The 19,464-nt window shown below is 56.2% G+C and carries 16 protein-coding genes and 1 tRNA gene; 13 read left to right on the top strand and 4 right to left on the bottom strand.

Annotated elements, in window-relative coordinates; translation table 11 throughout:
• Positions 1-161 (bottom strand): Gfo/Idh/MocA family oxidoreductase (locus tag IEY11_RS15090; protein WP_158575299.1); only part of this gene is annotated, 161 nt, incomplete at its 3' end.
• A gap of 339 nt (positions 162-500) precedes the next feature.
• Here IEY11_RS15090 and IEY11_RS11740 point away from each other — a divergent pair.
• The 6 genes from IEY11_RS11740 to ybaK all read left to right on the top strand — a co-directional run bounded on the left by IEY11_RS11740 (position 501) and on the right by ybaK (position 9,259).
• Positions 501-1,523 (top strand): LacI family DNA-binding transcriptional regulator, encoded by a 1,023-nt coding sequence (locus tag IEY11_RS11740; RefSeq protein WP_110435861.1) that lies wholly within the window; start codon positions 501-503, stop codon positions 1,521-1,523.
• A 13-nt stretch (positions 1,524-1,536) separates the two neighbouring features.
• Positions 1,537-2,814 carry a TolC family protein gene (locus IEY11_RS11745; RefSeq protein ID WP_188886619.1) on the top strand — a complete coding sequence of 426 codons (1,278 nt, stop codon included), beginning with the start codon at positions 1,537-1,539 and terminating at the stop codon, positions 2,812-2,814.
• A 17-nt stretch (positions 2,815-2,831) separates the two neighbouring features.
• A complete protein-coding gene (locus IEY11_RS11750; protein ID WP_188886620.1) occupies positions 2,832-4,097 on the top strand; it encodes a TolC family protein in 1,266 nt (421 codons plus the stop codon).
• 56 nt (positions 4,098-4,153) lie between these two features.
• Complete coding sequence (locus tag IEY11_RS11755) at positions 4,154-5,332, top strand: efflux RND transporter periplasmic adaptor subunit (protein ID WP_158557384.1); 1,179 nt, start codon at positions 4,154-4,156, stop codon at positions 5,330-5,332.
• Between the two features lie 6 nt (positions 5,333-5,338).
• On the top strand, positions 5,339-8,449 hold the full coding sequence (locus tag IEY11_RS11760; protein WP_188886621.1) for an efflux RND transporter permease subunit: 3,111 nt from the start codon (positions 5,339-5,341) through the stop codon (positions 8,447-8,449).
• Between the two features lie 330 nt (positions 8,450-8,779).
• Complete coding sequence (gene ybaK, locus IEY11_RS11765; protein WP_188886622.1) at positions 8,780-9,259, top strand: Cys-tRNA(Pro) deacylase; 480 nt, start codon at positions 8,780-8,782, stop codon at positions 9,257-9,259.
• A gap of 195 nt (positions 9,260-9,454) precedes the next feature.
• Here ybaK and IEY11_RS11770 read toward each other — a convergent pair whose 3' ends face one another.
• Positions 9,455-10,228, bottom strand: coding sequence for a hypothetical protein (locus IEY11_RS11770; RefSeq protein WP_188886623.1), 774 nt, complete (start codon positions 10,226-10,228; stop codon positions 9,455-9,457).
• A gap of 174 nt (positions 10,229-10,402) precedes the next feature.
• On the opposite strand from IEY11_RS11770, the gene IEY11_RS11775 reads away from it, so the two are divergent.
• From IEY11_RS11775 to IEY11_RS11795, 5 genes are all read left to right on the top strand, one after another.
• Positions 10,403-10,915, top strand: a complete 513-nt coding sequence (locus IEY11_RS11775; RefSeq protein WP_118286169.1) for a YqeG family HAD IIIA-type phosphatase — start codon at positions 10,403-10,405, stop codon at positions 10,913-10,915.
• Positions 10,908-11,768: a TIM barrel protein gene (locus IEY11_RS11780; RefSeq protein WP_118286170.1), complete on the top strand. Its 861-nt coding sequence runs from the start codon at positions 10,908-10,910 to the stop codon at positions 11,766-11,768. The genes IEY11_RS11775 and IEY11_RS11780 overlap by 8 nt, the downstream gene beginning before the upstream one ends.
• Before the next feature lie 60 nt (positions 11,769-11,828).
• Positions 11,829-12,263, top strand: coding sequence for a type II 3-dehydroquinate dehydratase (gene aroQ / locus IEY11_RS11785; RefSeq protein ID WP_119214865.1), 435 nt, complete (start codon positions 11,829-11,831; stop codon positions 12,261-12,263).
• A gap of 19 nt (positions 12,264-12,282) precedes the next feature.
• Positions 12,283-13,347: an aminopeptidase P family protein gene (locus tag IEY11_RS11790; protein ID WP_118730134.1), complete on the top strand. Its 1,065-nt coding sequence runs from the start codon at positions 12,283-12,285 to the stop codon at positions 13,345-13,347.
• A 189-nt stretch (positions 13,348-13,536) separates the two neighbouring features.
• The gene (locus tag IEY11_RS11795; protein ID WP_158575291.1) at positions 13,537-14,199 is read left to right on the top strand and encodes a response regulator transcription factor; all 663 of its coding nucleotides are present in this window, start codon (positions 13,537-13,539) and stop codon (positions 14,197-14,199) included.
• A gap of 545 nt (positions 14,200-14,744) precedes the next feature.
• On the opposite strand, the gene IEY11_RS11805 is transcribed toward IEY11_RS11795, so the two are convergent.
• Together IEY11_RS11805 and IEY11_RS11810 are read right to left on the bottom strand one after the other, a co-directional pair.
• A tRNA-Arg gene (locus IEY11_RS11805) sits at positions 14,745-14,821 on the bottom strand.
• 223 nt (positions 14,822-15,044) lie between these two features.
• Entirely contained in the window at positions 15,045-16,412 is a 1,368-nt protein-coding gene (locus IEY11_RS11810; protein ID WP_188886625.1) for a TrpB-like pyridoxal phosphate-dependent enzyme, read from the bottom strand.
• A 549-nt stretch (positions 16,413-16,961) separates the two neighbouring features.
• Here IEY11_RS11810 and IEY11_RS11815 point away from each other — a divergent pair.
• On the top strand, positions 16,962-17,930 hold the full coding sequence (locus IEY11_RS11815; protein WP_188886626.1) for a leucine-rich repeat protein: 969 nt from the start codon (positions 16,962-16,964) through the stop codon (positions 17,928-17,930).
• Positions 17,931-18,011: 81 nt separating this feature from the next.
• A complete protein-coding gene (locus IEY11_RS11820; RefSeq protein WP_188886627.1) occupies positions 18,012-19,298 on the top strand; it encodes a vWA domain-containing protein in 1,287 nt (428 codons plus the stop codon).
• Positions 19,299-19,464: the final 166 nt, after the last annotated feature.

Below are 19,464 nucleotides of genomic sequence, written 5' to 3' on the forward strand. Positions count from 1 at the left end.
GTGATCTTGCGCTCTGCCAGCCACTCGCGTGCGCCGGACTTGTCAAGCATCGGGTCAGCAGCAGCTACTACCTGAACGCCCGGTACGGAGTTGATCAGGTTGTTAATGTGCAGCTTGCCGATTCGGCCGCAGCCTACAACGCCAATTTTCAAAATGCCCATTGGAATTCTCTCCTTTTATATAAGGTGATTCTATTATAAACCACTTGCGGGTGTGCTTCAAGGGTGCAGCGTATTTTTCAGCGCACCGCCCAATTTTGGGGCTTCTGTTTGGTGAAAAATAGCAAAGCGGAGCGCAAAAAAATCGTGCAAAATATCCGTGCATTGTGCTAAAAAGGAAAATGCACAGGAAAATGCAACACATTGCACGTTGGTGTCTAAAATGCGGTGAAACGCTTGTGCGCTTTACTGCACTATGATAAAATATGAACGTATTGTGGCAAAAATGTGTCTTTTAGGGATAAAAGAGGATACATGGATGCCTGAAAAGGAGAATATCTTATGAAGGTAACTGCACAGTGGATCGCAGAGCAGTGCGGCGTATCGCGTGGAACAGTGGACCGAGTTGTAAACGGCCGACCGAATGTAGCGCCGGAGGTGCGGGAGCGCGTGCAGAAAATAATCAGCGAATACGGCTACAAAACGCCGTCGCAGCGGCAGGCCGCCCGTGCGGGACACGGCGCGTTCCGCATCGGCGTGATTCTGCCGAGCTGGGATGCGTTTTTCATCCGCCGGATGCGCGAGGGCATTCGCGTGGCTGTACACAATCGCGGATTAAATGATGTAAATGTGCTGGTGGAGGAGCTGAAAAACCGCTCGCACCGTGCGTATTTCGAGGCCATCGGACGCATGGAGGAGCGCGGCATTGACGGTCTCATTGTCACCGCGCCGGACACGGTAGCGATGAGTGAGGAGATCGACCGGCTGGTCGCAATCGGTATTCCGGTCGTTACCTGCGACTCGGATGTGCGGCAGAGCCGCCGCCTGTATCATATCGGACAGAACATGGTCAAATCCGGCCGGATTGCAGCCGGACTGCTTGCACCGTACGTTGAGGGACAGGATGTGCTCGTCGTTACCGGCAACCGTGAATTCACGGCGCACGGACTGCGTGTGCGTGGCTTCCTTGACCGTCTGCACGAGATTTTTGACGATAATGTAAACGTCAACGTCATCGAGAGCGTCGAGCAGTATGAGCTGACCTACGACGGCGTACTGCAGCAGGTGCGGCAGAACCCGCGTCTGCGCGGTATTTATATGGCAAACGAGTCCGTGCGCGGCTGTATGGACGCGCTCGAGCGCGCAAAGCCCAATCGGCGGATTCATGTTGTCTGTCACGATCTGACGCCGCATGCGCGCCAGTATTTGGAGGACGGACGGCTGGATTTCATCGTCGATCAGGATTTTTCGGCGCAGACGACGCGGGCGATCGAAGTGCTGGCGCATACACTGCGTACCGGAGAGTCGCCGCGGCAGAGCATCGAATATATTCACACCAGCATTATCACACGGGAATTGTTGTGAGAAAGGAGCCTATATGAAAGCAAACTGGAAGCGCACACTGCTGTCTCTGGTGCTGTGCGCCGGATTTGTATGGCCTGCAGGCGCGGTAAGCACCGGACAACCGGCAGCGTCGCAGACCGGGACGAGCACCGCGCAGAGCAAACCGGCGGCTTATACCGTCAAGAAAATGGGTCTGCTGGGCGTCAAGCGTACGGTGGAGAGTGACAATAACACGGTGAAAATGCTGAACAAAACGGCAGCTTCGCTGGACAGCAGCTCGTATATGTCGGGTTCGGCGTCCGGTGCGACCGGCGAGAGCGAGATAGCAATCTACGCTGCGCTGATTGAGGATATGAAAAAGGCCATGGATGGACTGGATACGACCAGTGATCTTTATAAGACCTATGCGGCACAGTTAAAGGTATTAGAGGATTACCAGACCAGCCTGAATCAGAATGCCGTCAGCGGCATGCAGCAGGCGATGGCTATGCTGTCCCAGCTGGATGACGCGGCGTACACGCTGCGCAAGCAGGCGAAAAACGTCTCCGGTCAGCTGGCGCTCGGTGCACAGACCATGCTGATTACCATTAAAAATCTGGGCTACACCAAGGAAAACCTGCAGGTAACGCTCACACAGCTGGATCGCAATCTGGCTGTGCTGAAAACTCAGCGAAAACTCGGCATGATTGGGCAGCTGCAGCTTGACACGGTGCAGAATCAGCGCGACAAGCTGGCGCAGTCCATCGACACGCTGGAGACCACCCGCGAAAACCTCGGTTCGAGCGTTGCGCTGATGTGCGGTCTGGATGCGAACACCATCGTGATGCCGGCCGACTTTGAGACGCTGTACGAGGGCAATCTGGATAAGATGTCCTATCAGAAGGATTTGGAGCAGGCGCAGAAGAACAGCTTCCTCATCTGGCAGAAGCAGGATGCTGTGCGCAGCGCGTACAACGCGTATGACAAGAATATCAGCGGTACCGCCGAGGCGGTCAAGTCCGCTGAGGACGCATTGGCGGCGGCCAGGGAGTCGGTAGTGGCTGCCTTCGACAGCACCTACAAGACCGTCAAGGACTGCCGGACGACTCTGGCAGCCAAGCGAACCGCGCAGTCGCAGGCGGAGCTTGACCTGAAAACCGCGACCGTGAAGTACAGGAAGGGCATCATTTCCAAGCTGGCGTATCAGCAGGCGCAGGATGCCGTAACGACCGCAAAGCTGAATGTGGAAAGCGCGTATCTGTCGCTGTATACCGCATATAACCAGTACGAATGGGCCAAGGAAGGCGTACTTATCACCACCGCAGCCGCATAAGAGAGGAGTATATTATAATGAAACGAACCATTGCAGCCGGTCTTTCCGCCGCTCTGCTGTGCGGCATGGTCGTGCCGGCGTTTGCCGCCGATACCAAGACCGCGACGAACGCCACCGGCACCACCCAGACCCAGCCGACGGCGCCGGTCAAGCTGACGTTTGACAAGCTGGAGGAGACCGTCCGCCGGAACAACGTCACCATCAAGGCGAACAACAACACCGTGCTCAGTGCGGAAAAGACCGATGTAAGCGATCGATACATCGAAAGCTATTTCCAGCTTTCCGAGCAGATTTCGTCCTACCAGAAGCAGATCAAGGAACTGCAGAAAACGCTGAAGGAACTGGGAACCGACGAGGCGAACGCCGGTCTGCGCAAGACGCTTGAGAGCCAGATTTCCATCCTGCAGCGCAATCTGGCAGCTGCTGAGGCTTCGTACAGGAACCTCGACGATGACGAGGACGACGCCGAGGAAGATCAGGAGAAAACGGTTGATCACACCCGCCGTCAGATGCAGAATGCAGCCGATGAGATCTGCCTGAGTGCGGAAAACACCTACATTTCTCTGCGCGGCATGAAGTATACGCTCAACCAGACAAACCGCAGCATTCAGCAGCTTGACCGCAACATTGCGACTGTGCAGAATCAGGTAAAGCTGGGCATGACCGGTGTAAATACGCTCAAGAGCCTGCAGGCACAGCGAGAGAGCGCTGTTGCCAGCAAGGCATCGCTGACCACGCAGGTAGAGGCGCTGACCAACACGCTCGCTATCCAGTGCGGCTATACCACCGGTACGCAGATCGAAACAAGCGATCTTCCGGTCGTAACCGCCGAGCAGGTCACCTCCATTGATTATAACAAGGATCTTGCCGAGGCGCTCAAGAACAGCTATGCGATCTACTCCAAGGAGTACGCAATGCAGACCGCGTCCGACGATTACGAGAACAACAAGACCAACACGCTGTATGCTTATCAGGCAGCCAAGATCGACCGCGATGCACAGAAGGAGAGCACGACCGCTTCTTTCCGCAAGCTGTATACCGACCTGCAGGAGAAGCAGACCGCGCTTGCTGCGGCGGACGCCGATCTCGCACAGGCGAAAAAGACGTTTACGGTAAGCCAGGTGCAGTACACGCGCGGCATGATCTCCAAGATGGCGTACACGGATGCGCTTGATACCTTCACCACAGCACAGGAGACCGAGGTTGCAGCGCGTATTGATCTGCTGACCGCCTACAACACCTATCAGTGGGCAAAACGCGGTGTCATTACGGCAACAACTTGATAAGCTGACCGTTTTTGCGAATATAGCAGATATGTATAATGAATTGGAGGACCCCGATGAGCAATAGCAAACGAATCCTTGCGGCGCTGCTGGCCGGTGCGATGGTACTGTGTGCAGGCTGCGGCAAGGAAGAGGAAACCGAGGAGGAAAGCTCAAACAGCACTGCGGTTGAGGTAACCGATGTTACCTCGGGTGCGATGAGCTCGGAGTACACGCTGAATGGCAAGATTGCCGCCGTCAATGAGGTGCAGGTGTTCCCGCTGCTGGCAGGTCAGGTGCAGACGCTGAACGTCAGCGAAGGCGACACCGTATCCAAGGGTCAGACCCTGTTTACGGTGGATACCTCGACGGTTACCTCGACGATGAGCTCGCTGCAGCAATCCTACAGCGCCACAAAGACCGCGACCGACCGTGCGATTGAATCGGCAAAGGTCGGTGTGGAGCAGGCGGAACTGGCGGTCAGCAACACGGAAGCACTGCTCGAAGCCGGTGCGGCTGCCGAGCAGGATCTGACCAAGGCTAAGCAGGCACTGACGCAGGCGCAGGCAGGTGTCGCGCAGGCTGAGGCCCAGCAGTCCGCGTCTTTGGCGCAGATTCAGGCGTCTATGGACCAGATCAACAAGCAGGCAAGCCTTGGCACGGTAACCGCTCCGTGCTCGGGTACGGTTACGGCTGTAAACGTAGACCGCGGCGGCATGGCATCCTCGGCGCAGCCGAGCGTGGTTATTGCCGAGAACGGTGCGGTTGAGGTGCAGGTTTCTGTCGCCGAGGACGTATTCACCGGCATCAAGGTCGGCGATACCGCAAGCGTCACAGTTTCCGCTGTCTCCAAGGAGTCGATGAACGGTACGGTCAGCACGCTGCCGGCGGCTGCCAATGCACAGACCAATCTGTATGACGTTTCGGTTTCTCTGCCGTCCGGCACCAAGCCGCCGATCGGCGCGTTTGCTACCGTCACCTTCTATACCGACCGCCGCGCAAGCACGATTTCCGTGCCGACCGAGTCCATCCTGACCGGCAACAACAACGAGCAGTATGTGTTCACCGTAAATGCGGATGGCACTGCCGCAACCCGCGTTACCGTCACTACCGGACTGGTTACCAAGGATTCGACCGAGATCGTTTCCGGCCTCAAGGCGGGCGACCGGGTTGTTACCAAGGGCCAGTCCTATCTGTCGGACGGTGCAGCCGTGCATGTCGTCACCTCGGACGCCGCAGACGGCGGGGAGGGCTAAGCGCGCATGAAATTCGCACAAACCTTTATCAGACACCATGTAATGACCATCCTGCTGTACATACTGGTCGTTGTGTTTGGTTTTTATAGCTTCCAGAACCTGCCGCTGGCGCTCATGCCGTCCATGGAGGTTCCGGCAGCGGTTGTTTACGCTACTTACCCGGGTGCCGGCCCGGAGGATATCGAGCAGCAGGTAACCAAAAAACTCGAGGGTGCGGTAGCGGGTCTGTCCGGTCTGGATACGCTCCAGTCCACCTCGTCCGAGAATATGGCTATGCTGGTCATCCGGTTTACGAATGATACCGATATGGATCAGGCAATGACCGACCTGCGCGACAAGGTTGCACAGGTAAAGAGCCAGCTGCCGGATGACGCATCCGACCCGACCGTTATGTCGATTGATATTGACTCCATGCCGGTCGTTTCGGTGGCGCTGCGCGGCAACGACCTGGCCTCTCTGCAGTCTATTGCTGAGGACGAGATTCAGCCGGCGCTCGAGCGTCTGGACGGCGTAGCGTCTGTTGATATTTCGGGCGGCTACGAGCAGGAGATCGCAGTCCATACGGATGCATCCCGCCTGAAGGGCTATAACCTGACGATTTCGTCCATCGGTCAGCAGCTCGGCGCGGACAACATCGCCATTCCGGGCGGCGATCTGGATAACGGTTCGCAGACGCTGGCTGTCCGCACGGACGGTGAGTATTCGTCCATTGATGATGTTAAGAACGCCCTGATCTCGCTTCCGGCAGGCGGCACGGTACGTCTGAGCCAGATCGCGGATGTTTCCATGCAGCCCAAGGATCAGGACGCCATCTCCAAGGTTGACGGTGAGGAATGTATCATCCTGTCGGTCAACAAGCAGTCCGGCTCCAATACGGCGCAGATTGCCGAGCTGGCCAAGGCTGAGTTTGACTCCCTGCTTAAGAGCAACGATTCCCTGCAGTGGAATATCGTTATGGATCAGTCCGACTATATCAACATGACGGTTGATAACGCTATTCAGAACATCTGGATGGGCGTGCTGTTCGCCGCGATCGTGCTGTTCCTTTTCTTGCGCGACTTCGGCGCGACCATGGCTGTTACCATCGCAATGCCGTGCTGTATCCTGTTTACGTTCCTGATTATGAACGTGCTGGGCATTACGCTGAACATGATGTCGCTCGGCGGTATCACGCTCGGCGTAGGTATGATCGTGGATAACTCCATCGTTGTTCTGGAGAACATATTCACCTATCGAGCGGACGGCTACGACCGTATGGATGCCTGCACCAAGGGCACCGGCGAGGTCATCGGTGCGGTTATCGCTTCCACGCTGACCACGGTTGCCGTATTCCTGCCGATCGCACTTTCCGGCGGCATGGCCGGCATGATGTTCAAGGAATTTTGTATCACCATTGTAGCGCTGCTGCTCAGCTCGCTGATCATTTCCATCACGCTCGTGCCGCTGCTGTGCTATTTCCTGCTCGGCGGCACCAAGCAGCAGAGCATCAAGCCGCAGGGCTCGGGCGCAACGCCGATCACCGAAAAGCCGCTGTCGCGTGCATACCGCAGTTCGCTGAATTTCCTGATTACCCACCGCTGGGCAGGCGTCGCGCTGACCGTTGTCATCTGTATTGTCAGCGTGCTCAGCGTCAGCCAGGCGGGCATGGAGCTCATCCCGGAGATGGATGAGGGTGAGGTGAGTGTTACGGTTTCCATGCCGAACGGTTCGACTATGGAGGACACTGCCGCCATCGAGGACCGCATTGCGGCCATCGCAGTTGATACCATCCCGGAGCTGGAGCAGATCTACTACTCGACCGGTTCTTCGACCTCGATCATGTCCTCGTCCTCGGGCGCAAGCGTTACCATTTCGCTGGTAGATCTCGATCAGCGTGACCGCTCGTCAGCGGATATCGCCAAGCAGCTGCGCCGTGACCTGCAGGATATTGCAGGCTGTGAACTGACGGTTTCGACCAGCAGCACCATGTCGATGTCCACGGATTCGGACATCAGCGTTGAGCTGACCGGCGATGACTACGACCGGCTGGCTGAGACGGCAGACGATCTGGCAAACCAGATCAGCGCACTGCCGGATGCTATCAACGTGGAATCCTCGGCAGGCGAGCAGACCCCGCGTGTTGCCGTTAAGATCAACCGCGAGAATGCGTCTCGCTTCGGCCTGAATGCGGCCACCATTGGCGGTCTGGTTCGTGGTGAGCTGACCGGCTCGACCGCGACCACGCTCCGCATGAACGGTGAGGAATACGACGTTACCGTTGCCGGCGACGAGGATGTAGCAACCAGTCTGGACGCACTGCGCTCCATGCAGATTCCGACCATGACCGGCGGCACCGTACCGCTGTCCATGGTGGCGGATGTCTACACCGAGCTCAGCCCGCAGTCCATCGTTCGCAAAAACCAGAAAGAAACCGTAACCATCACCGGTGAAAGCGAATCCGGCGACAGCAATGCCATTAAGGCAGCCGTTGACGACATTGTTGCCAAGTACGAGCTGCCGGACGGCGTAGAGGTCGGCGAAGGCGATACCGCTGCTTCGCAGATCGCGGAAACCACCGGTACGCTGATGCTGGCCCTTGCGGTGGCAATTGTGCTGGTATATTTCATTCTGGCAACACAGTTCAACTCGTTCTCGCTGCCGATTGCAATCATGCTGATCCTGCCGATCGGTCTGCTTGGCTCGATGATCATGCTGTGGCCAACCGGAAATCATGTTTCCATGGTCGCACTGCTCGGTGTTATCATTCTGGCCGGTACAGTCGTCAACTCGTCCATCGTACTGATCGACTATACCCTGCAGCGCCGTCAGCGCGGTGAGGATAAGAATACGGCTATCCTGAACGCATGTCCGCGCCGTGTCCGTCCGGTGCTGATGACCGCCATGACCACTATCCTCGGCCTTGTGCCGATGGTATGCTCCAGCGGCGAAGGCTCCGAGATGATGAAGCCGATGGGTGTTGTTATGATGACCGGTATGGTTATCTCCACCATCGCAACGCTGTTTATCACCCCGGTTTACTATTCGCTGACCGACAGCGTCGCTGCCCGCCTTTCCGGCCTGTTTAAGAAAATCAAGCTGCCCAAGTTTAACTTCCATAAGAAAAATCCGCAGCAGTAAGCAAAAAGGGAACCGAAATCGGTTCCCTTTTTGAATTGAGAATGGATAATGAATGGCGGGCAAAATGGGTACCGCAGTTGTCCAATGTCTGTACAGTCTACCCCGTAGGGGAGCACAGTGTGCTCCCGCACCCATTTAACGATGACCTGGGAGAATACGGTTCGCCCCTGCGGGTATGCGTGTGCAAATGAATTTACAAACGATGTATTGATTCAACCGCCGCGATAATTTTCCATTCTTCATTCTCAATTTTCAATTCCGATATTCCCTTGCATATCGCACAAGTGAAGTCTATAATATTTGTATAAATTGCAGATAGGAGCGAACAATATGGCTTCGGATAAAACAAATGTAATGCGTGTGCTTGAGCAGCACAAGATCACCTATAAGCCGCACGAATACCCGCACGGCAAGGACGCCGTAGACGGTGTTTCGGTTGCGGAACTGCTCGGCCAGAACCCTGATCAGGTCTTCAAGACGCTGGTTGCACGAGGCAAATCGGGAGGCTTTCATGTATTCGTTATTCCGGTTGCAAAGGAGCTTGACCTGAAAAAAGCAGCCAAGGCGGCAGGTGAAAAGTCGGTCGAGATGGTGCATGTCAAGGAACTGTTGGGCCTTACAGGATATGTACGCGGCGGCTGCTCGCCGGTGGGCATGAAGAAGGCGTTCCCGACCGTGTTTGACGAGAGCGTGAACAATGTCCCGACCGTGATGGTCTCTGCGGGCAAGATCGGTTTCCAGATCGAATGTGCACCGGCGGATCTCATCAAGCTGGTACGCGCCACGACCGCGCATATTACGACGGATTAAGGCAATACTGCATGATTAAACAAGAGCGATTTGTGAGTGGATTTTGTGCACTGACGAGGCGCGGTTTTGCGGTAATACTTGATGTATTACCGTAGAATCAGCGGCAGCGCGACCGGAGCCTGCACAAGGGACCGCTATAAAGTCAGGACACAAAATTTCCGCAAAGCGCCGCAGTCTTAATTGTGCAGTGCTGCCTTACGCCTGTGGCTTCAGCAGCCCTGCCGCATCCGGAAACAGCGCGAACACATTCTGCACGCCGCAGCCCGTCAGCTGTGCCAGCTTGGCCGCCAGCGTGGAGTCATCGTCGTACAGGACAAAGTGTGCCTGTCCGTCTGCATTCATGTAGGTGAAGTATTTCGCGCACAGCTCGCGCGAAAAGAACGGCTGTGCGCCGGTCTGCGCGAGCAGCGCGGCTCTTGCTGCGGAACTGAGCGAAACGCCGTTCGGCGTGGGTGACGGCAGGGTGAAATCCTGCGAAACCGGCTGCAGAAACGCGGCAATCCGCGCCGCGCCGTAAATGCCCTGCAGGGAGGAAATGTACTCGGTCAGACTGCCGCCCGAAATTGCGGTGGAGACCGTGAGTATCGCGTGCGACAGCGTGCGTCCGCACTCGAGCGGCACATACAGCGGAATATCCGCATTGTACAGTGCTTCGTCGAATGCGGCCAGCAGGCGGCGGTTCAGCGGCGTGTCGTGCTCAAAATCCGCGAATACGCCGGGCGCTTCCGTGCGCCGCGCCTCGAAAACCAGATCGGCAGCAATGCGCTCGGCGCTGCAGAAGTTGATAGCCTGCGGCGGGTCGGTCACGCCGAGCAGGCAGTGCCGCTGCACCGCGGACACCTTGAGCCGCTGCAGCGCTCCGGACGGTGAAATACCAAGGCAAAGCTGCAAAACCGGCATGCCGAGCGAAGCGGCTTTCGTTGTGTCGCGTCCGGTGCATACCAGAATAAGATTTTTCGTGTAGACCATAATCGTCAACTCCTTGATGATAGAAATACGTTGGAACGGCCCGCGGTCCGTTCCTCCTGTCGGCAAAACTGTAGTTTTGCAACAGCTTCTTTTCTGGACTTTTTGAATAAATTCCATTACACTATATGTAGCATTACGCTAAATTAGAATACGGGTATTAACAGGAGTGTATGAATGAGCAAACTGATTCCCGATTATGTATTTGATTCGATTTACGATATTACGCCGGAGGTGCTGACTGCCCACGGCGTACGCGGCGTGCTGGTCGATCTGGACGGCACAATGGCGTCCCACAAGGCTGCTTTGCCGCCCGATACGCTGCACCTCTTTGTCGATCGGCTGAAGGATGCCGGCATTGCTGTGCTGGTGTTCTCCAACAACCATCCCGAGCGGGTAGGGAAGTTCTGCGAGCCGCTCGGTGTGGGCTATATCAGCCATGCCGGAAAGCCGTTTTCCCGCGGCTTCCGCAAGGCGGCAAACCGGCTTGGCCTGTCCATGCGCGAGATTGCCGTCATCGGCGACCAGATTTTCACCGACGTGTTCGGCGGCAACCGCGCGGGCGCGCTGACCTGCTACGTCGAAACGCTCGATCGTCGGTTCTTCTGGATCAATGTGCGCTATCAGCTTGAGCGCGGCTTTATCGCGCGCGGACGGCGCAGAATGGAGGCGAGAGCACATCATGGCTGAGCCGAAATTCGGTCCTGCGGGCAACTCGGAGTCGTTTGCCGCCGCAGGCTTCAAGAAAAGCGAGGATGCGCCTGCATGGCTCGCACAGATGGGACTGACCGCGTTTGAGTATCAGTGCGGACGCGGCGTGCGCTGCGGCGAGGAGACCGCACTCAAAATCGGTGCGGCAGCCGAGCAGCACGGCATTCAGATGAGCATTCATGCGCCGTATTTCATCAATCTCTCGTCCGAGGAGAGCGAGCGCATGGAGAAAAACGTCGGCTATGTGCTGGAGACCGCGCGGCTGGCTGTGCCGCTTGGCGCAACGCGCATGGTCGTGCACTGCGGCGGTCAGGGCAAGCTGACCCGTGACCGCGCCATGCGCAACTCGCACGAAAACGTAAAAAATATTCTGCGTGCGCTGGATGAGGCCCACCTGACCGGCTGCACGGTCTGTCTGGAAACCATGGGCAAAAAGAGCGTGCTCGGCACCGCCGAGGAGGTCTGCGAGCTGGTGGCCGCCGATGACCGCCTGCTGCCGTGCATCGACTTCGGTCATCTCAACTGCCGCACGGGCGGCCATATGAACACCCGCGAGGAAGTGAGAGCGCTGTTCGATCTGATGGAAAATACCATCGGTCATGAGCGCACGGCTAAACTGCACGCCCACTTCTCTCATATCGAGTATAACGATAAGGGCGAGGTGCGCCATTTGACGTTCGCGGATACGGTATACGGTCCGGATTTCACGCCGGTCGCGGAGGAAACCGCCGCCCGCGGCTACGCACCGACGTTTATCTGCGAATCCGCCGGAACGCAGGCGGAGGACGCACTCGCCATGAAGCAGTGCTTTATGGCTCAGGCGGAAAAGTAAAAAGTAGGACATTTGCCCTACGGAGACGCTTTGTAGAACTATGCAAAGGGGTATAAACGTATGAAAAAGGTATTATTGATCCACGGTCCTAACCTGAACCTGACCGGTCAGCGCGAGCCGGGCATTTATGGTTCGGACACGCTGGCATCCATCAATGCGGAGGTTGTACAGAAGTGCGAACGTCTGGGGATGGAATGCGCGGTGTTTCAGTCCAACTCCGAGGGTGCGCTGATCGACCGTATTCACGCGGCTCGTGAGGACTGCGATGCGATCATCATGAACGCCGGTGCGTACACGCACTACAGCTACGCCATCCGCGATGCGATTGCGGCTGTGCGCCTGCCCTGCGTGGAGGTACATATGTCCAACGTGCACGCGCGCGAGGAATTCCGCCACAAGTCGGTCATCGGACCGGTGTGCGCAGGCGTCATTGCAGGCTTCGGCAAGCACAGTTATCTGCTCGCCGTGGATGCGGTAAAATCCATCATCGGCTAATATTTAAGAGGCGATTACCATGAAAAGAAACGAACTGCGTGCCATGCTGCTTGAGCAGCCGTATGACGCGCTGGTGCTGACCAGCGAGATCAGCCGCCGCTACGCCACGGGCTTTCACTCGACGGCGGGCGCAGTGTATCTGTCAGCTAAGCAGGCGGTATTCTTCACGGATTTCCGTTATGTTGAAGCGGCACACGCGGCCATCAAGGATTTTGAGGTGCGCGAGATCAAGGCGGGGCAGAGTTATTCTGCGCTCATCAATGAGCTGCTCGACGAGGACGGCGCAAAAAAGGTCGCTCTCGAGGACAAAACGCTTACCTATGCGGAGTTCATGTCGTGGGGCACGGCACTGCACGCGACAGCTGTCCGTCTCGAGGACGGTGTGGAGCAGCTGCGCATGTGCAAGGAAGAGGACGAGGTTGAGAAGATCGTCGCGGCACAGCGCATCGCTGAGCAGGCGCTTGAGGAGGTGCTGAACGACATCAAGATCGGCGTGACCGAGAAGGAGATCGCGGCACGGCTGACCTACCTCATGCTGCACTATGGCGCGGAGAACATGTCGTTTGATCCGATCGTCGTTTCGGGTGCAAACAGCTCCAAGCCGCATGGTGTACCGGGTGAAAAGACCATCCAAGCGGGCGATTTCGTGACGATGGACTTCGGCTGCATTTACGACGGCTACTGCTCGGATATGACGCGCACGGTCGCGGTCGGTCATGTCACCGACGAGATGCAGACCGTGTACGACACGGTGCTGAACGCACAGCTTGCAGGCATTGCCGCCTGCAAGGCCGGTGTGACCGGTCGGGACGTCGATGCGGCAGGCCGTAAGATTATCGAGGCAGCAGGCTACGGTGATGCCTTCGGTCACGGCTTTGGCCATGGTGTAGGACTGGAGATCCACGAGGCTCCGGTTGCCTCTCCGCGCGGAGAAGCGCCGCTGCCGGCAGGCAGTATCGTCACCGCAGAGCCGGGCATTTATTTGCCGGGCAGGTTCGGCGTGCGTATTGAGGATATGCTGTACGTCATCGAGGACGGCTGCATTGATCTGACCGATGCACCCAAGCAGCTTATCGTTCTGTAAATTGTAAAAAAAGGAGAAAACGCTGTTTTCTCCCTTTTTTATATTCCGTGAATGTTGAAAATCGGTTGCCGCCTCGCTTGACGGCGGCTTGATGAAAAAGAATCAATTTAACAATTTATCCATAAGCTATACACAAAAAATCCACACAAGTTCGGCACAATGGTTACACCGATAGGAGGAGATGTTCTCATGCGTATTTTGTTAATCAATGCAGAGCAGGACGAGCGCCTGTTCGCCACTTTCAAGCATGAACATATTCTGTATGATCAGCAGCCGGAGAGCGACACGCTTGATATTTCGGAGAATATATATGATGTAATCGTGTACAATGCCACTAAGCTGGATGAGAAGACCATTGATGCGGTGCGCTCTCTGCGCGAAAGTGGCGATATGACACCGTTGCTCGTCATGGCAGGTCACACGACCGCGCGGGCGCGTATCCGTATTCTGAATGCGGGTGCGGACAATGTGCTCATGCGTCCGTGTCAGAGCGATGAGATTCTGGCGCATGTCAATGCACTGGCACGTCGGCCGAGAATGATGCAGAGTGAAATCCTGACCGCTGGCGATCTGACGCTCGACCGCGGCCGTTGTGTGCTGTCGAGCAATGACGGCGAAGTCCGTCTGTCCGGCAAGGAGTTGCAGCTTGTAGAGATGTTCCTGCGGGAACCGGGACAGGTGCTGCCGCGTGAAATGCTGCACCAGAAGGTCTGGGGAGCAGGCAGGGACGCGACCTACAATAACATCGAGGTTTATTTGACACTTGTGCGCCGCAAGCTGCGTGCGGTCGGCTCGAAGGCCGAGCTGATCTCCGAGCGAGGCATCGGATATTATCTGCAGGAAGCAGAATAAGGGAAGGGACGTACTTTTATGGTACGTCCTTTTATTTTTCCTTCCTTTTTGAACTTCTGCCGTTCCCTTGCTTCCTGATCTGGTGCAGACCAGAGACCTGCGACAGTTCCGAAAAGGTGAACGGCTGAGGTCAAACCGTCTTCAGATGGAGGATGGGATGTTTCTGCTGAGATATTTGGTACAGGCATTGAAATGTGGATCCGTAGTCAAGGTACATATGAAGAATATAGAAAAATTCGACAGGGTTACGAGATCGACAACCGCAAAATCTTCGGTGAGTACGCCGAAGATGTGATTGGTGTCAAAGAACGTGCAGGTGTCAAGCACAACACGATATACGAGAAGTTACATAAAGAAAAAGAGATGATGGAAGCAAAAATGCTTCTGCCATCTCTTTTTTAGGTTTGTAAAGAAGAAACGATTCATTTGGATAAATTACAGTGTTCAAAATCATCTGCCATACCGGTCATGGTATTGCGGCGTTGCCTTAAATGTATCAGAAAATAAGAAAAACCGGTTATTTCAAACGAAATAACCGGTTGATCTGGTACGCCAGAAGGGATTCGAACCCCCGACCTTTTGGTTCGTAGCCAAACACTCTATCCAGCTGAGCTACTGGCGCATACACGATCTATTTTCTTTTGCTGTCGGCGTTTCGCTTTGTCGCTCTCGCTGACTGCCTTATTATAATATCACGGGTGGGCCCTGATGTCAACAATTATTTTCAGATTTTTTGAAAGTTTTTTCGGAAACCTGTTTTCGGCAAAACAAAGCCGCCTGTGGGGGAACAGGCGGCTATATACAGCAGAGAAGTTGGAGGTCTGCCATATACCTTATATTGCGTTTTATTCCTGCGGCGGAATGGTATCGAAGCCGACCTGCAGCTCGTCATCGGTGGGAACGTGGTTGCGCATGGTGCCGTTATGATATGCCTCGTATGCTGCCATATCAAAGTAGCCGGTACCGGTCAGACCGAACAGGATGGTCTTAGCTTCGCCGGTCTCCTTGCACTTGAGCGCTTCGTCGATTGCGGCGCGGATGGCGTGGCTGGACTCCGGCGCCGGAAGAATGGTCTCCACCTTGGCGAACTGAACCGCTGCGTCGAATACGTCGGTCTGCTTGACGGAAACCGCCTCCATATAACCGTCGTGGTACAGCTTGGAGAGGATCGGGCTCATGCCGTGGTAGCGCAGGCCGCCTGCGTGGTTGGGCGCGGGCATGAAGCCGTTGCCGAGCGTGTACATGCGGGCCAGCGGCGTAACGTGGCCGGTATCGCAGAAATCGTAAACGTACTTGCCGCGCGTGAAGGAAGGACAGGACGCAGGCTCAACCGCAATGATGCGCGGGTCAGCCTTGCCGAGCAGTTTATCCTGCATGAACGGGGAGATCAGGCCGCCGAGGTTGGAGCCGCCGCCGGCACAGCCGATTACGATATCCGGATACTCGTCGAGCATCTCCATAGCCTGCTTGCTCTCCAGACCGATGATGGACTGGTGCAGCAGCACCTGATTGAGCACGGAGCCGAGTACATAGCGGTAGCCCTCGTGTGTAGTAGCTACTTCAACGGCCTCAGAAATCGCACAGCCGAGTGAGCCGCCGGTGGTCGGATCGTGTGCCAGAATAGCGCGGCCTGCCTCGGTCGTATTGGACGGAGACGGCGTTACATTTGCGTCAAAGGTTTGCATGATGGCCTTGCGGAACGGCTTCTGCTCGTAGGAAACCTTAACCATGAATACCTTCAAATCCAGTCCGAAATATGCGCATGCCTCGGAGAGTGCAGTACCCCACTGACCGGCACCGGTTTCGGTGGTAAGACCCTTGAGACCCTGCTCCTTGGCATAGTACGCCTGCGCGATCGCGGAATTCAGCTTGTGGCTGCCGGAGGTGTTGTTACCCTCAAACTTGTAGTAAATCTTAGCCGGGGTGCCCAGCGCTTTCTCCAGATTGTACGCGCGGCACAGCGGAGACGGACGGTACAGCTTATACATATCGAGCACCGGCTCGGGAATATCAATATAGCGGGTGTCGTTGTCCAGCTCCTGGTGCGCCAGCTTTTGGCAGAAGATGGGGTACAGCGCTTCTTCCAGCAGCGGCTGATGCGTGCCCGGATGAATCAGTGGGTCCGGCTTTTCCTTCATGTCCGCCCGCAGGTTGTACCACTGCTTGGGCATCTGGTCTTCGGTCAAATAAAGTCTGTGGGGGATTTTAGCCATGGTGATTGCTCCTTTGCAAATTTCAGATAGAGCGGAGAGATGGTGAATATCTTCATTCGTCACTCTCAACTCGGTTTTACAAAATAAAAAGCTCCTGTCCCAGATTTCTCTTGGGACAGGAGCGAATACGCTCTTGCGGTACCACCCAGATTGACGCAAACTGCGTCCACTCTGCTCACACATCAAGCAATGCGCGCTCCCCTGATAACGGGCGGAGTCCCCGTCGCAGTTACTTGGCCGAAGCCGTTCGCCTTGCCCTGCTGAAGTCCATTCACACGGTCCTTGCCTGCCGCAATCACACCTCCTGCGGCTCTCTTGGAGGTTCGGTCTCCCTGCTACTCGTCTTCGTCATTGGTTTGTGTTGGTTTACTTGGTATGGTCACAGTATATTCGCAAAACAGAGGATTGTCAAGTGTAATTTGCGAAAAATAATATATTATTTCTAATATAAATTCTTATCATGAGAATGAAGGACGCAGTATCGTCTTTTTCTGCATACTGTGCTATAATGGGTAGCAGAATGAGAATTTATCGAGGGAGCGAGTGCAAATGCGCGTGATCGAGGGGGAAAACGAACTGCGGCTGACCTGTTCGCGGAGTGCGAGCGGCGGCATTGCGCTTTTGCGGTGCGAAACGCAGGACGATATTGTGCGTCTGCCGGACGAGATCGACGGCGTGCCCGTCACCGAGGTCGGCGCGTATGTACTCAGCGAGCGGGCCCCCGATCTGACAGGCAGGGACGCGTTCGCTGTCCGTATTACCTGCGGCGGCACGGAGCCGAAGCACAATGCAGCGGCTATCCGCACGGTTACGCTCCCGAAGGATGCGAAAAGCGTCGGAAGCTACGCATTTTATAACTGCCGAAACCTTGAACGCATTGAACTGACCGATTCGGTGAGTGAGTTCGGCGGTGGTGCTCTCATGAACTGCATGAGCCTGCGCGAAGTCATCCTGCATGCCGAGTCTTTCGCGCCGACCTGCCTGCCCAGGCTGCTCGGCGAGTACGCCGGAGAACTCGATGTGCGGTTTGATGAGCACGCGCGGCTGCTGTTCCCCGAGTACGTCGAGGAGCTGGAGGACCTCAGTCCGGCGCATATTTTTCAGCGGCGCATTCACGGTGCAGGCTACAGCTACCGTCAGTGCTTTGACGGCGGTGTGCTGAATTTTCGGCAGTATGATGCTGCCCTGAGCGAACTGCTCGAGCGGCACGATTTTTCGGTCGCGGCACGCGTTGCCGTGCGGCGGCTTGCCGTACCGTTTACGCTCTCGGATGGCGCAAGAGCGGAGTATCTTACGGTTTTGTGCGCACACGGCGGCAATCTGGCGCAGTCCTGCGCCAAGGCAGGCGAGACCGCTGCCTTGACTTTCCTGCTGTCGCTCGGTGTGCTCTCTGCCGCCGATGTGGATGCCGCGTGTACGTCTGCCCGCGCAGCAGAGAAGACGGCAGCACTGTCCGTTCTGCTGTCAGCCGCAGGCAAAACCGCATCCAAGGGACGGACAAAATCGTTTGAATTATAATATAAATATATAAAGTTATCAATAAATCCGCAGGGCAGGGTGCTCTACGATGCAAGATGAACCTGTGAGGTGATGTTTTCCATGCCGCAATCCTCCCGCTGGGCTTCCATCGGACGCGAAATCCTGTTTTCCGCCCGCACCGAACTGTACATGAACCTGCCGTTCCTCGATTCCGCGCTGGCGGCGCTGCCTGCGGCAGACGGTTACGATACACCCACGCTGGCTACCGACACGCGCGTGCTGTTTTTCAGCGGTGCATGGCTGGCGCAGCAGTACGAGCGTTCCCGCGCGAACGTCAACCGCGCCTATCTGCACACGCTGTTCCACTGTCTGCTGCGCCATCCTGGAAAGACACGCGGACGCGATGCCGATCTGTGGGATCTGTCGTGCGATATTGCGGTCGAAAGCATGCTGGATTCACTGGATTACCGCTGCCTGCAGGCGGAAAAGATGTCGGTTCGGCGGCAGAATATCTACCGCGAGCTCAAGGACGAGCTGCCCGTGCTGACCGCCGAGGCGGTATATCGGCATTTTCGGCGCACGCGGCTGAACTCCTATGACTGCGCTATGCTCACGCGCGTGTTTGCGACAGACGAGCACACGCTGTGGTACAAGGAGGACGACGATCAGCAGGAGCGCCGCTGGCAGCAGCAGGCCGAGCGCACGCAGACCGCGATGGAGACGGTTTTCGCGAACAAGGCGGAAGGCGGTCAGGCTGTGCGGGAGCAGCTTGCCGTTTCCACCCGCAAAACGACTGATTTCCGCGCGTTCCTGCGCCGGTTTGCCGCTCTGCGGGAGGAGGTCTCGGTGGATGCGGATTCGTTCGACTACGGCTACTACGCCTACGGGTTGCGTCATTTCGGAAATATGCCGCTTATCGAGCCGTTAGAAACGCGGGAGGTGCGGAAAATCGAGGATTTCGTCATCGCTATCGATACCTCGATGTCCACCTCCGGTGAACTCGTGCGCGCGTTCCTCAGCCGCACCTATGAGCTTTTGCAGGAGAACACCAGCTTTTTCCGGCATTTCAACCTGCGTATTCTGCAGTGCGACGATCAGCTGCGCTCGGACAAAAAGGTGACAAATGCGCGGGAACTTGCGGAATATATGGAGCATTTTGAACTGATCGGTCAGTCTGCGACCGATTTTCGTCCGGTTTTCGAGCACGTTGACCGCTTAAATGCCGAAGGCGCGTTCCGCCATCTGCGCGGCCTGCTGTACTTCACGGACGGACTCGGCATCTACCCGAAAAAGCGTCCGAAGTACGACGCGGCATTCGTCATGCTCGAAGGCGAAGCCTATCCGGATAAGGTGCCGTCCTGGGGGATTCGGGCGGTAATCAGCGAGGATGCGTTGGCCGTAGAATAAAAGTAGAATGAAAAAGGACGCTTTACGCGTCCTTTGAGGCTGTCGCGAAACTACAGTTTCGCCGACAAGCAGGAACGGACCGTGGGCCGTTCCAAAGTCGTCCGAAAGTTCCTATACAGAAACTTTCTCCCTCCAGAAGTTCAAAAAGGGTGATACATGCTCCCCT

The sequence above is a fragment of the Butyricicoccus faecihominis genome, from assembly GCF_014648015.1.
GTDB lineage: Bacteria > Bacillota > Clostridia > Oscillospirales > Butyricicoccaceae > Agathobaculum > Agathobaculum butyriciproducens.

Coding starts and splice junctions, on each gene's coding strand:
- IEY11_RS11775 (WP_118286169.1), top strand. CDS start 10,403: ATGAGCAAACTGATTCCCGATTATGTATTTGATTCGATTTACGATATT.
- IEY11_RS11745 (WP_188886619.1), top strand. CDS start 1,537: ATGAAAGCAAACTGGAAGCGCACACTGCTGTCTCTGGTGCTGTGCGCC.
- IEY11_RS11815 (WP_188886626.1), top strand. CDS start 16,962: ATGCGCGTGATCGAGGGGGAAAACGAACTGCGGCTGACCTGTTCGCGG.
- IEY11_RS11770 (WP_188886623.1), bottom strand. CDS start 10,228: ATGGTCTACACGAAAAATCTTATTCTGGTATGCACCGGACGCGACACA.
- IEY11_RS11740 (WP_110435861.1), top strand. CDS start 501: ATGAAGGTAACTGCACAGTGGATCGCAGAGCAGTGCGGCGTATCGCGT.
- IEY11_RS11760 (WP_188886621.1), top strand. CDS start 5,339: ATGAAATTCGCACAAACCTTTATCAGACACCATGTAATGACCATCCTG.
- IEY11_RS11755 (WP_158557384.1), top strand. CDS start 4,154: ATGAGCAATAGCAAACGAATCCTTGCGGCGCTGCTGGCCGGTGCGATG.
- IEY11_RS11810 (WP_188886625.1), bottom strand. CDS start 16,412: ATGGCTAAAATCCCCCACAGACTTTATTTGACCGAAGACCAGATGCCC.
- IEY11_RS11795 (WP_158575291.1), top strand. CDS start 13,537: ATGCGTATTTTGTTAATCAATGCAGAGCAGGACGAGCGCCTGTTCGCC.
- ybaK (WP_188886622.1), top strand. CDS start 8,780: ATGGCTTCGGATAAAACAAATGTAATGCGTGTGCTTGAGCAGCACAAG.
- IEY11_RS11790 (WP_118730134.1), top strand. CDS start 12,283: ATGAAAAGAAACGAACTGCGTGCCATGCTGCTTGAGCAGCCGTATGAC.
- IEY11_RS11820 (WP_188886627.1), top strand. CDS start 18,012: ATGCCGCAATCCTCCCGCTGGGCTTCCATCGGACGCGAAATCCTGTTT.
- IEY11_RS11750 (WP_188886620.1), top strand. CDS start 2,832: ATGAAACGAACCATTGCAGCCGGTCTTTCCGCCGCTCTGCTGTGCGGC.
- IEY11_RS11780 (WP_118286170.1), top strand. CDS start 10,908: ATGGCTGAGCCGAAATTCGGTCCTGCGGGCAACTCGGAGTCGTTTGCC.
- aroQ (WP_119214865.1), top strand. CDS start 11,829: ATGAAAAAGGTATTATTGATCCACGGTCCTAACCTGAACCTGACCGGT.